This window comes from Kangiella taiwanensis (genome assembly GCF_020005165.1).
In the GTDB taxonomy this organism is placed as follows: domain Bacteria; phylum Pseudomonadota; class Gammaproteobacteria; order Enterobacterales; family Kangiellaceae; genus Kangiella; species Kangiella taiwanensis.
Window position 1 is genome coordinate 433,964 of sequence record NZ_JAHCLT010000001.1, and the last position, 12,316, is coordinate 446,279.

Annotated in this window: 10 protein-coding genes; 5 read left to right on the top strand and 5 right to left on the bottom strand. The window is 43.8% G+C overall.

Annotation, left to right across the window (positions count from 1 at the left end; genetic code table 11):
* Positions 1–387 precede the first annotated feature (387 nt).
* Positions 388–2,055, top strand: coding sequence for a serine hydrolase domain-containing protein (locus KFK88_RS02115; RefSeq protein ID WP_223577005.1), 1,668 nt, complete (start codon positions 388–390; stop codon positions 2,053–2,055).
* A gap of 60 nt (positions 2,056–2,115) precedes the next feature.
* On the opposite strand, the gene KFK88_RS02120 is transcribed toward KFK88_RS02115, so the two are convergent.
* Positions 2,116–2,490, bottom strand: a complete 375-nt coding sequence (locus KFK88_RS02120) for a hypothetical protein (RefSeq protein ID WP_223577006.1) — start codon at positions 2,488–2,490, stop codon at positions 2,116–2,118.
* A gap of 195 nt (positions 2,491–2,685) precedes the next feature.
* On the opposite strand from KFK88_RS02120, the gene polA reads away from it, so the two are divergent.
* Positions 2,686–5,409: a DNA polymerase I gene (gene polA / locus KFK88_RS02125; RefSeq protein WP_223577007.1), complete on the top strand. Its 2,724-nt coding sequence runs from the start codon at positions 2,686–2,688 to the stop codon at positions 5,407–5,409.
* Positions 5,410–5,721: 312 nt separating this feature from the next.
* Here the strand turns inward: polA and KFK88_RS02130 are convergent, their stop codons facing one another.
* Positions 5,722–6,588 (bottom strand): tetratricopeptide repeat protein, encoded by an 867-nt coding sequence (locus KFK88_RS02130; RefSeq protein ID WP_223577008.1) that lies wholly within the window; start codon positions 6,586–6,588, stop codon positions 5,722–5,724.
* A 5-nt stretch (positions 6,589–6,593) separates the two neighbouring features.
* Positions 6,594–7,211 carry a ribosome biogenesis GTP-binding protein YihA/YsxC gene (yihA, locus tag KFK88_RS02135; protein WP_223577009.1) on the bottom strand — a complete coding sequence of 206 codons (618 nt, stop codon included), beginning with the start codon at positions 7,209–7,211 and terminating at the stop codon, positions 6,594–6,596.
* Positions 7,212–7,343: 132 nt separating this feature from the next.
* Between yihA and KFK88_RS02140 the strand changes: the two genes are divergently transcribed.
* Both KFK88_RS02140 and KFK88_RS02145 read left to right on the top strand, forming a co-directional pair.
* Complete coding sequence (locus KFK88_RS02140) at positions 7,344–7,967, top strand: c-type cytochrome (RefSeq protein WP_223577010.1); 624 nt, start codon at positions 7,344–7,346, stop codon at positions 7,965–7,967.
* A 114-nt stretch (positions 7,968–8,081) separates the two neighbouring features.
* Positions 8,082–8,663 (top strand): DsbA family protein, encoded by a 582-nt coding sequence (locus tag KFK88_RS02145; protein ID WP_223577011.1) that lies wholly within the window; start codon positions 8,082–8,084, stop codon positions 8,661–8,663.
* A gap of 4 nt (positions 8,664–8,667) precedes the next feature.
* On the opposite strand, the gene KFK88_RS02150 is transcribed toward KFK88_RS02145, so the two are convergent.
* Entirely contained in the window at positions 8,668–9,438 is a 771-nt protein-coding gene (locus tag KFK88_RS02150; protein WP_223577012.1) for a DUF599 domain-containing protein, read from the bottom strand.
* A gap of 53 nt (positions 9,439–9,491) precedes the next feature.
* On the opposite strand from KFK88_RS02150, the gene KFK88_RS02155 reads away from it, so the two are divergent.
* Complete coding sequence (locus KFK88_RS02155) at positions 9,492–11,570, top strand: thioredoxin domain-containing protein (RefSeq protein WP_223577013.1); 2,079 nt, start codon at positions 9,492–9,494, stop codon at positions 11,568–11,570.
* Here the strand turns inward: KFK88_RS02155 and elbB are convergent.
* Positions 11,567–12,223: an isoprenoid biosynthesis glyoxalase ElbB gene (gene elbB / locus KFK88_RS02160; protein WP_223577014.1), complete on the bottom strand. Its 657-nt coding sequence runs from the start codon at positions 12,221–12,223 to the stop codon at positions 11,567–11,569. The two genes, KFK88_RS02155 and elbB, sit on opposite strands and share 4 nt — an antisense overlap.
* Between the last annotated feature and the right edge of the window lie 93 nt (positions 12,224–12,316).

The following is a 12,316-nucleotide window of genomic DNA, read 5'->3' on the forward strand; positions in this document are numbered from 1 at the left end:
TAGTCTGAACTTGCTGTCACTTAAAGTTTAGCCTTGAGTTGGCTTTGCAACCTATTGAATTATATGAGTTAAATATTGCGTTTTTGCTCCCCAAAGCAAAAACTGTTTATTTATTACTGTGATTGTCATATTCGTAGAAACTTTTTCACAAAGTTATCCACAGAAACTGATGTGCTGTGGAAAAAATAATCAAACACAGAAAAGCAAAGATACTGTAAATTACCCTAAAGATCCAATACGTTAGCTAAGATTCGACCAGCAGCTAGTTCGTTGGGAATAATTTTGCTGGTGCTACGTTAATAATATAGACAAATGACGAGAAAAAGGCTGACACGATAGGTATTGTGATCTGCCGTTAAGCCTCACTGGACTATTAAGGAAAAGCATATGAACAAAGAACGAACGGTAACATCGAGGTTACTAAAACTAAAAAAAGCATTCACTATCACGGCGATGTCAGCAATGCTGCTATCGACATCCAGTGTGGCGACAGCGAAAGTGAACCAAAGCACTTTAGCTGAGCAACTGGATCCTTATTTTGAAGCCCTAGCCGAGAACAATCGGCTGCTGGGTAGCATGGCGTTGTATAAAGGCAATGAGAAACTCTATAGCACGACGCTGGAAGTGGCGGGTGATGGTGTTGAAAAAAATAATACAGAGTTGAAGTACAAAACAGGGTCTATCACTAAAACATTTACTGCGGCGTTGGTTTTTCAGTTGATTGAGGAGAAGAAGCTAAGCCTACAAACGAAATTGAGTAGCTATTACCCTAAAGTGGCCAATGCGGAGCGTATTACCATTGGGCAGATGCTGAATCATCAATCGGGTATACACAGCTATACCGATGATCCCAATTTTATTAAGTACCACATGTCACTACAGGATAAGTCGTTCTTAATCGATAAAATCAGAAGCTTCGAAGCTGATTTTGAGCCAGGAGAGAAAACTGCCTATAGCAATAGTAATTACTTATTACTTGGCTATATCCTTGAGCAAATAGAAGAAAAATCCTACGCAGAGCAGTTAGAAGCAAGAATATTCAAACCGCTGGGGATGACAAATACACTTTTAGGGGAAGCGATTAACCCTGACAATGGTGAAGCCTTTTCTTACCAATTGAACGATGGTAAGTGGCAAGAAGTTCCGCAATGGGATATGTCGGTCGCTTATTCAGCGGGTGCTTTAGTCTCGACAACTGATGACTTAAATCTGTTTATCACAGGGTTATTCAACGGAAAGCTAATCAGTGCATCGAGTTTGGAACAGATGATTGAGCTGGAAGATGGCTTTGGTAAGGGGATATTTGGGGTCAAATATGAATTAGAGGGAGCAGAGCTACAGGGCTATTGGCATAACGGTGGTATCGAATCATTTATTTCACACTTGGCGTATTACCCAGAAAAGGACCTGAGTGTGGTGGTGCTAACGAATGGTATGGATTACGACATTCGACAGGTGTACCAAACCATGTTGGATGCCTATTTTGGTAAAGGTGTTGATGTACCAGAGTTTGGCCAAGCGGTTGAGTTGGATGCAGAGCTGCTGAAGCCATTAGTTGGTGACTACGAAAGTGGAACCCATCCATTGGATATTAGTATTAGTTTATTAGACGGTCAGTTATATGCGCAGGCCACAGGTCAGGGCGGCTTTCCACTTACGGCTCTGAGTGAAGATAGGTTTGAGTTTTCAAGAGCAGGAATCGAGATCCGCTTTGACCGTGAAAATGATCAGTTTGAGATTAAACAGGGCGGTAGAGCGGATGTTTTTTTGAAAGTGGAGAAAGAGAGCTCGAAAAAGGCGATAGAGGTGCCATTAGAGAGGTTGAAGCAATATGTGGGTACCTACCAAAGCGACGATTTCCCGCTGGATATCGAAGTGATACTAAAAGAACAGGGTTTGTATGCACAAGCGACTGGGCAATCAGCCTTCCCATTAACCCCAGTTGATCAGAAGACCTTTTCTTTTAAGCTAGCGGATATCGTGATTGAGTTTGATGTAAAAAACAGACAGTTAACCATCACACAGCGTGGCGTTCCGCACATTCTAACGAAATAACCATTAGAATTAATAAGCCCAGCAGATGCTGGGCTTTTTAGTGGTAAAAAGATGGTTTATTTAACCAAGCTGTTTCAGTTCTTCCTTAAGACCTTTAGTGGCAAGTTCAAACTGTTGCAGCAGGTCTTTAGCGACATCATATTGCAGATTCGATTCTTTGAGCGCTTTCAGCATAGGTGTTGGCGTTGGATCCTGTAAAGCGTGCACCAAAAGCTCTGCTGTGACGACGTTATGAAATGCTTCCAAGCTTGGTTGAGGGGTAGGATCTCGCAAAAATGGTGGTGGGTCAGGTATGGGCCTTGGGATCGGCAGTTTGGGCAGGTATCGTGCGATGTACATTGCTTGAAGCAGATCACGAAAAAAGCGTTTGGATTCTCGACATTCGTCAGAATTTGGATCAATACTACATGCGAATGGGTTGACTGGAAAAGCCATAATAACCTCCTGTGTTGGTTAAGACGTTTCTTCATGAAACGAATGGTTGTAGAAAATGTATCTACAGCACGAAAGTATCAAATAAAAGAATATAAAACGTTATCGCTGTTCACAAAATGAGCAATAAGAGTTCAGAGTAGGAACGATGCAAAACTTGCGTTACACTTAAATCAATTTCAGAAACCGTATATCACCATGCCAGAAAAACAATCACCTTTTATACTCGTAGACGGATCTTCTTACCTTTTCCGCGCTTATCATGTGCCCCAACTTCAACGTATGACGAATTCAGAAGGAATGATGACAGGAGCGGTTTTTGGTGTGATCAATATGCTAAAGAGCTTGATCAATGAGTACCAGCCGACTCATATGGCCGTGGTGTTTGATGCAAAAGGTAAAACATTTCGTAATGACCTGTATGCCGAGTACAAAGCCAACCGTCCACCGATGCCAGAGGATCTGAGACAACAAATCGAGCCGATTCATCAAATTGTAAAAGCTATGGGCTTACCATTGCTGGTTGTTGATGGGGTTGAGGCTGATGATGTGATTGGCACTTTGGCTAAACAAGCCTGTGCGGAAGGACGAGAAACGTTAATTTCGACTGGTGATAAGGATATGGCGCAATTGGTCAGTGATAATGTGACCCTAATAAACACTATGGATAAGAACAATCCGATCACGGATTACGAGCGTGTTATCGAGAAGTTCGGCGTAAAGCCCGATCAAATTATCGATTATTTAGCACTGGTCGGGGATAAAGTAGATAACATCCCAGGTGTAAATAAATGTGGCCCGAAGACAGCGGTGAAATGGTTGAATGAATATGAGACGCTTGAAGGGGTTATGGAAAATGCCGACCAGATCGGTGGAAAAATTGGTGAGAATTTACGTGAAGCATTGGAGCAGCTGCCCTTATCTTATGAATTGGCTACGATTAAATTGGACTGTGATTTAGAGTTCGAGCCGAAAGAGTTATCCCTTAGAGAACCTCAGTTAAGTGAATTAAAAGATTTATATGGGAAAATGGAGTTTCGTCGTTGGTTAACCGAAGTTTTAAAAGAAAGCGGAGAAGAAGGAGAGGAAGCTGAAGCCGAAGAGTCAGCGATTGACCGTAGCAAGTACGAAACTATCCTGACACAGGATGATCTTGATAAGTGGTTGAAAAAATTAGAAGAGTCAGAATTGTTTGCGTTTGATACAGAAACCACGAGTTTGAACTACATGGAAGCAGACTTAGTCGGTATGTCGTTTGCTTTAGAGAGTGGTGAGGCAGCTTACCTGCCAGTGGCACATAGTTACATGGGTGCGCCAAAGCAGCTTGATCGCGATGAAGTCCTTAAACAGATGAAGGCTTTGTTAGAAAGTGACGATATTAAAAAAGTAGGACAGAACCTAAAGTATGATATGAGTGTTCTGGCGCGTTATGACATTACTTTGGGTGGTATTGAGTTCGATACCATGCTGGAGTCTTACTGTCTAAACTCGGTTGCCAGTCGCCATGACATGGATTCATTGTCTCTAAAGTACTTAAATCACGCGACCATAAAGTTTGAGGAAATTGCGGGTAAAGGTAAAAACCAGCTCACTTTTGATCAGATTGAGCTTGAAAAGGCCGCTCCATATGCCGCTGAAGATGCTGATATTACGATGAAACTTCATCAAAAGATTTGGCAGGAGTTAAAGAAAGAGGAAGGCCCAGCTCAGGTATTCCAACATATTGAGATGCCCTTGCTTAAGATTTTATCCAAAGTAGAGCGTAATGGTGTGTTGGTTGATGGCAAACTGTTGTTAGAAAAAAGCCAGCAATTTGAACAGCGTCTGAAGGAAATTGAGGCTGAGGCTTTTGATATGGCAGGAAAGGAGTTTAATCTTGGGTCGCCAAAGCAGTTGCAGGCTATTCTGTTTGAGGAGTTAGACATTCCTGTGATTAAAAAAACGCCTAAAGGACAGCCTTCAACTGCGGAAGAAGTTTTGCAAGAGCTAGCACTAGATTATCCGCTGCCGAAGTTGATTCTAGAGCATCGTAGTTTGAGTAAACTCAAATCAACTTATACCGATAAATTGCCTAGGATGATTAACCCTGTGACAAAACGCGTTCACACTTCATATCATCAGGCGATTGCTGCAACGGGACGCTTGTCTTCTACCGAGCCGAACCTACAGAATATTCCAATTAAATCTGCAGAAGGACGAAGTATTCGAACGGCGTTTATCGCGTCTGAGGGGTGCAAGGTTTTGGCTGCAGACTATTCTCAAATTGAGTTACGTATTATGGCTCACCTATCCCAAGACAAAGGATTGCTGAAAGCCTTTGAGGAAGGATTAGACGTGCATGCAGCGACCGCCGCAGAAGTCTTTGATGTCGAATTAGATGACGTCAGCCCTAATCAGCGTCGTGATGCTAAGGCGATCAATTTCGGACTTATTTATGGTATGTCAGCGTTCGGTCTTGCTAAGCAAATTGATGCTGACCGAAATACCGCACAAGATTACATCAACACCTATTTCGCGCGATATCCTGGAGTCGAAGCTTACATGGACAACACGCGGGAGAAAGCTGCGGACAAAGGATATGTTGAGACCTTATATGGACGTCGACTGTACTTGCCTGAAATTCATTCAAAGAATGGCATGCGCCGTAAAGCTGCAGAGCGTACAGCAATCAATGCGCCGATGCAGGGCAGTGCCGCCGATATTATCAAGCTGGCAATGATAGAGGTCGATAAGTGGTTGCGTGATCAACCGGGAATCAAAATGATCATGCAAGTTCACGATGAGTTGGTGTTTGAAGTAGAAGAACAGTATCTGGACTTAGCGAAACGAAAAATACCCGAGTTGATGGAGGGTGTTGCTGAATTATCGGTACCATTGATAGCAGAAGTGGATGTTGGTGATAACTGGGAAGAAGCACACTAATGGAAGCACATTCTGCTATCTTAACTTGCGCTATTTATCACTTAAGATGTGACATAGCGCAGGTTTTTGCCGCGAACGTCGGCTAATGTCACACTTTGAAATTTTCTTTACACAACCTTACAAAACTCTTGAAACAAACCACCTAAACACGGGTCTATTTAAATGAGCACAATGAAGTGCTCCCCGCGACTCCCTCCTTACAGCGGGACTTTGCAATTCGGCCTCCCCAAGCTGAATTGCTCATTTGGGGTGGTTCCTATGTTCCCTCAGGCCACCCCTTTTTTTATGCTTGTGTGTTTTTTGTCAATAGACTCAGACTTGAGGTCTTAAAGCCTCGAACTCTTCCAGCTTATGCAATTCGTTAAAGGCTGGTTCCCGCTCCAGTTCATCAGCTAGCTTAGGAGCTTTTTTGATTGCCATTTTTATATCGTTCAAAGCCTCTTGGGTGGCACCGTTAGCAGCATTAGCGCAAGCACGTTGCCAGTAAGCAAGGCCATAATCTTCATCTTGATCGATGGCGCGGTTAGCTAAGCTGAAGGCCCATTCATAGTCCCCGAGTTCAAATGCTGCATCTGCTTTATAGATTAGGGCTTCAATGTCTTCTGGACTAATGGCAAGAATTTCGTCGTAAAGTTTTATTTTCTGATGCAGGTTACTTTCGAGACCTGCACGCATCCATATAGAGTGGATTTCATTCGATTTAGAAATATCTTCTTGAGCATCAATGATTTCTTGGGAACGTTTACGTAGCTTACCTTCAAGCTCGTGAAGACGATCTTCGTACTCTTGTGTTAGTTCGTTGATCTTAGTCTCAACCACCTCGTTTAGCTTGCTTCGAACATCGCGCATCGAACGCCAGCCCATAAGAACTAAAATAGACGCTGCAGTCGTAATAATAATAAACATATTGTTTAATGTGTCAGATGTATAGCGAATGGCTCTATCCGAAGCATCAAGACGTGCGTGTGCAACCTTTTCTTCCATCTCAGCTCGAAGAGCTTGTTGATCTTGGCGAATCGCTTTAAGTTCATCCAATATGTAGCGTTCGATCAAAGGTTGGTAATTACTGGTTTTTTCAGGCTGCGCAGGCTTCTCATTATCACTTTCAGCGGCCACTGATGCAGCACTAAAGAAAAGTAAGAAAACAGAGAAGGCAGTTTTAAGTAGCGACTTTAGCATGATGGTTAATCCTTATCTTGCAAAGACTGTTCTGGGTTAGCGTACCACGAGTCTAGTTTTGCTAAAAGTTGACTCAAACCGTCTTTCTTAGTCGAAGAAAAGGCCTGTACTGTGGCTTCAGGGTGTAATTCGTTCAGTTGCTTCTTACATTGCAACAAAGCTTTTGATTTAGCGCCTTGCTTTAACTTGTCAGACTTACTCAGTAAACAGTGAACCGGTAGCCCTACCTCGTAAGCCCATTGGAGCATTTGCTGGTCAGTATCTTTAAGGAAATGACGGATATCCATCAACAACACTAAGCCACGCAAACACTCACGTTCTTGCAAGTATCTAGAGAGTTCTTCTTGCCATAAAAGCTTGGTAGCTTCAGGGACTTTGGCATAACCGTAACCTGGTAGATCAATCAAACGAGCTTCATCATCAAGAGTAAAGACGTTAATCAGTTGGGTTCGCCCAGGGGTTTTACTGGTGCGAGCAAGGCTTTTTTGCTGGGTGAGTGCGTTGAGGGCGCTGGACTTTCCTGCATTGGAGCGGCCGGCGAATGCTACCTCAATTCCCTCATCAGGCGGTAGCTGGCTAATTTTTGCGGCTCCGAGTAAGTATTTGGCCTTCTGATAATGCATAAATATGGATTTTTTGCCTTAGGATATTGGCATTTTAACGGTTAGTTCCCTATAATTCACCGAGCTTTTCGATTTTATTTTGTCGGTGGCGTTAAGGTCACGGATAGTTTTTATATTTTAGTAGGTAACCTGATGAGAAAGTTAGCTATTTTTGCTTTTGTTTTTGTAGCGTGGAGTGCACCAACGACGGCCCTAGAGGGTGACGTAGCGAAAGGTGCAGAATTGGCTTCAACTTGTGCCGCCTGTCATGGTAAAGACGGTAACAGTGGTAATCCAATGTGGCCTAAGTTAGCAGGTCAAAATGAAAAGTACCTTGAGAAGCAAATTAAAGACTTCCAAGCAGGTACAGAAGATCCGACCCAGGGTCGTTACGACGCTTCGATGGCGCCGATGGTTAAAAACTTGAGCGAACAAGATATTGCTGATTTGTCGGCATATTTTGCGTCACAAGAAATTCAACTGGGTGCTGTAAGTAAAGAATTCTTGGATTTAGGCAAGAAGATTTACTTCCAAGGTGACGCTGAGCGTAAAGTACCAGCATGTAGTGCGTGTCATGGTGCTACAGGCCAAGGTCTGAATCTTGCGGGCTACCCAGCGGTATCGGGCCAGCATCCAGAATACGCAATCAAGCAGTTAAAAGCATTTTCACATGGCGAGCGTGCTAATGACGCTAACGCTATTATGCGCGACATTGCGATTCGCATGTCAGATCAGCAGATTGAAGCTGTGGCTCACTTTATGTTGGGTTTACACTAATTGACTTGCATTTAGCGCGAGATTCAAGGTAAAAAGGCGACTGATGGTCGCCTTTTTTATTGGCTGTTTGATTCAAGGCAAATCATATAGTGCTCAGGAAACTAGGAAAATGTAATGCGTAGATTATTAATTCTATTCATATTGTCATTCGTAACTGCGGTAGCTTCTGCGGAATTCAAAGCGGGTAAAGATTATTGGAAAATCAGTCAGTTGGATGGGATCCCAGTTGCCACGGGAGACAATCTTTTCTTTACGTGGTTAGGGTGTGATTCGTGCCGTAAGTTAGAAGCAGAATTAGCACAAGAGCTTGAAGGGTTCGAAGTGGTTCCCTTGATTGCTCGCCAAGAGTGGCGTCCTGCAGCGAAAGTATTTTATGTTATGCAAATTCTCGACGGCGAGCCAGATGCTTTGTTGAAATTGAAACAACAAATTGATGCAGGTGAGGTTGATCCTAAAGATCAAAATGCACTGTTTGAAGCAATTTTTGAATTAGGCTACGACAAGCAAGAAGTTGCAGAACTGCTTGAAGACCGGAGCTTATATCAACGTATTAACCAAGCCGAAGCATTAGCTAAAAATTATGCGATTCAATACGTACCAACGGTAGTGGTCAAAGGACAATATGCCACAGATGCACGCAGTACCATGACTGTGAAGAAGTTTCGAGAAGTTCTGAATTACCTGAATTCGCTATAGCAAACTAGTCGTCCTTCAGGACTTTTTCATTGCAGTGGTGACTGGCGTTATACAGCGCTGCTAAGGTTGCTGAGCGGAACTCTCGACGGTATAACACACCAACCACTAAGGTTGCAGCAACCATAAAGACAACGGGGTTAAAGAACCAGCCAAGAGTCGCAAGTGCGAAGGTGTAAGCTCTCAAGCCATAATTAAACGAGTTTGAAGCACGGCTCATAAGCCAGTTAGTGTGTTTTATAAATATCTCTCTATCGCTTTTTGGGTCATCTATATCCGGCGCTGAGCCAAACAGCACAATAGCGAAATTATACTGCCGCATCGACCAGGTGAACTTGAAAAAAGCGTAAGCAAAAGTCACCACTAATATCAAAATTTTCAATTCCCAAGCTGCGCGGGAGTCTATCTCAATCCAAGGTAGAGCTTCTAGCAGTGGAATGGCTTTATCTGTCGAGCCAAGGACGGTAAGTAAACCGGCAATGATGAAAATGGTGGTGGAGGCAAAGAAAGTGACGTTTCTTTGTAATATCCCTAAGCTAGTGACATCCGCCATACGCATATCGCGTTCAATCATGCGCTCGAGCCACTCAACGCGATTAGCTTCGAGCTGATTAGCGATAGTTGAACTATTGCGTTGTTTGATTCGAGCAAAATAGGTGTAACCTACCCAGCATACAAGGAACCAACCAAGGGCAATCCAGTCGAGCGGTGGCATGAAAGAAAAGGTCATAACGTAAGTTTGTCGGTACGGTTGCAATGAATAGGCTAAAAGTGCCATGCTTTATGCCTGAACACAAGCGAATCTTAGTAATCAACCCGATAAGGAAAAGTATGCAAAATACTTTGAAAGCAGCGAGCAGCCCTTACCTACAGCAACATAAAGATAACCCTGTACATTGGCAGCAATGGAGCGATGACGTTCTAGCGTTAGCGAAAGAACAGGATAAGCCCATACTGTTGTCGGTCGGTTACTCATCCTGCCATTGGTGCCATGTCATGGCACATGAGTCATTCGAAGATCCTGACGTGGCGACTGTAATGAATGATTTGTTTATCAATATTAAACTTGATCGGGAAGAACGTCCGGATTTAGATAAGACGTACCAGTTGGCACATCAGTTGCTCAATCGTCAGGCAGGCGGTTGGCCTTTGACCGCAGTACTGGATCCGCAAACGTTGGTGCCTTTTTTTAGCGGTACCTACTTTCCCAAAGAAGCCAAGTTTGGGTTGCCAGCATTTACAGAGTTGTTACAGAAAATTAGCGAAGTGTTCAACGAGCAACGGCAAGAAATTCATGAGCAAAATGGTCGCCTGAGCCAAGCGCTTCAAGTGGTCGCTGGTGGTAGTGAACAAGACGGTGGGAGTAGCAGTGAGCTCGTATCGCTGACATCAGTCTTGGCATCGAACATTATAGAGCGAGCGGATTCTCGTCACGGAGGGATGGAGGGGGCGCCAAAATTTCCTCAACCCGCGATTTGGAGCGCGGCATTGCACCTTGCCCAATCAGAGTGGCTAGAAAAAGAGCAGGCCCAAGGCATAACGGAGGCTATTAACCAGTCTTTAAAAGGTTTTAGACAGTATGGCTTGTTTGACCATTTGGGAGGAGGTTTCTTTCGCTATTGTGTAGATGAGCGCTGGGAAATTCCTCATTTTGAAAAAATGTTGTATGACAACGGGCAGCTTCTAAGCCTCTTGTCAGAAGCAGGACAACATTATGCCGATGGCGACATAATGCAGGCTGTAGATTTGACTATTCGGTGGCTTGAAGAGCAAATGTTGTCACCGGAAGGCGGCTTTTATTCTGCGCTAGATGCAGACAGTGAGGATGACCAGGGACGCAGTCGAGAGGGTGCGTATTATTGCTGGCAGCTTCAGCAACTGGAGTTCCTTAATGAAGACGAGCAACGCTTTGCGAAAGCTTATTATGGGCTTAATCAGTCGGCGAACTTCGAGGGTAAGTGGCACTTAGTGACTCGTCAGTCCTGGCGTGAGGTGGCGAAAGACCTTAATGTTCATGAAAAACAATCGCCGATTTTAATGGAATCTGCCAGACAGCAGATGAAAATGGTGAGGGATAAGCGACTCTTACCGTTTCGAGATGACAAGCTGTTAACCAGCTGGAATGCGCTGACGGTACAAGGATTGTTGCAAGCTAAAAAAGCAGGGAGCAAAGCTGTAACAGATGAGTTGATTGAAGGTTGTATTGAGTTTTTACGACGCAAAGTATGGAGTGAACAACAACTGTGGGCATGTTTCAAAGATGGAAAGCACTACCAACCAGCATTTTTAGATGATTACGGTTATTTAGCGAAAGCACTATTGCTATCGCTGAGTGATCAGTTTTCGCAACAAAATTGGGTTTGGTTAACCCAAATCATCGATATCTTGTGGCATGAGTTTGCGGATCAAGCGAATGGAGGATTTTATTTTACATCGGAACAACAAGAGACGGTGATCACTCGCCACAAAAGTTGGAGCGATGATGCTATGCCGAGTAGCACGACTCAGGCGCTGGAGGCATTGTGGGTGGTGGCTGAATTAACTAACGATACAGAAAAGCTGAGTTTTGTGGAGAATAGTCTCCATAGCGCTGCTGCACAGGCTAAACAATCACCACTACAGCACCCTTCTGTCATTCGACTACTTGATATTTGGCAAAAGGGTTTGGAGTTATGGGTGTTGCGAGGGGAAAGCTTCGAGTTGCCCTCGTGGCATGAGTATTTGGCAACGGGATTAAACCCTGGACGCTGGGTTTTTGCGTTAGAAAAGGGCATAAATGATGTGGCACTGGAGAAGAAGTTCCCGGCAAAAGCAGACATGGCTGCCTACTGTTGCCGTGAACACCAATGCTATCCGCCGATAGAGTCTTTCGAACAATTAAAAGAATTTGTCGGGACTCACGCTATTTAGCCGAGCATCAAGGCGATTTTATCAACCAATTTATCGATACCTTTAGCTGCTTCTGATACGCTGGAAGCCAGCATGTAGGCTGGTGTTGTGACTAAGTTATTATCTTCATCGACCACAATGTCTTCGACTGGGCATGACTGATGAACACCGCCCATGGCTTTGATAGCGTCTGCTGTTTCTTGGTCTGTACCAATCGTCAGTTGGGTGCCTTGACCATAAATATGCGGCAACATGGCTGGAGCAATACACATAAATCCGACAGGCTTTTTATCTTTGGCAAAGTCTTTGATAAAGCTGACTAAATCAGAGTTAACGGAACAATCGCTCCCTTTGACTGCAAAGTCTGATAGATTTTTTGCCGCGCCAAAACCGCCGGGTAAGATGGCGGCATCAAAGTCTTGTGCTTTAGCTTCGGCCAGATCGATAATATCACCACGAGCAATACGTGCCGCTTCGACTAAGACGTTACGACTTTCGCCTTCAGCTACATCACCTGTTAAGTGGTTTATGACGTGCATTTGCTCAATATTAGGCGCAAAACACTGATATTCAAAGCCATGACGCTCCAAGGCTAATAAAGTCAAGACACTTTCATGGATTTCAGCGCCATCAAATACGCCTGAACCGGACAAAACGACTGCAATTTTTTTCATGGGGAACTCCATGTCATGAATGTTATCTTTGATGATAATATAGATGGGCCGAGAAATTAAGTTACAGAGTTTTGATTTTTAAAGTAATTTAGT

What these genes read in the sequence shown, in the direction of transcription:
- KFK88_RS02145 (WP_223577011.1), top strand. Translation starts at nt 8,082, where the DNA reads ATGCGTAGATTATTAATTCTATTCATATTGTCATTCGTAACTGCGGTA.
- KFK88_RS02130 (WP_223577008.1), bottom strand. Translation starts at nt 6,588, where the DNA reads ATGCTAAAGTCGCTACTTAAAACTGCCTTCTCTGTTTTCTTACTTTTC.
- elbB (WP_223577014.1), bottom strand. Translation starts at nt 12,223, where the DNA reads ATGAAAAAAATTGCAGTCGTTTTGTCCGGTTCAGGCGTATTTGATGGC.
- KFK88_RS02150 (WP_223577012.1), bottom strand. Translation starts at nt 9,438, where the DNA reads ATGGCACTTTTAGCCTATTCATTGCAACCGTACCGACAAACTTACGTT.
- KFK88_RS02120 (WP_223577006.1), bottom strand. Translation starts at nt 2,490, where the DNA reads ATGGCTTTTCCAGTCAACCCATTCGCATGTAGTATTGATCCAAATTCT.
- polA (WP_223577007.1), top strand. Translation starts at nt 2,686, where the DNA reads ATGCCAGAAAAACAATCACCTTTTATACTCGTAGACGGATCTTCTTAC.
- KFK88_RS02140 (WP_223577010.1), top strand. Translation starts at nt 7,344, where the DNA reads ATGAGAAAGTTAGCTATTTTTGCTTTTGTTTTTGTAGCGTGGAGTGCA.
- KFK88_RS02155 (WP_223577013.1), top strand. Translation starts at nt 9,492, where the DNA reads ATGCAAAATACTTTGAAAGCAGCGAGCAGCCCTTACCTACAGCAACAT.
- KFK88_RS02115 (WP_223577005.1), top strand. Translation starts at nt 388, where the DNA reads ATGAACAAAGAACGAACGGTAACATCGAGGTTACTAAAACTAAAAAAA.
- yihA (WP_223577009.1), bottom strand. Translation starts at nt 7,211, where the DNA reads ATGCATTATCAGAAGGCCAAATACTTACTCGGAGCCGCAAAAATTAGC.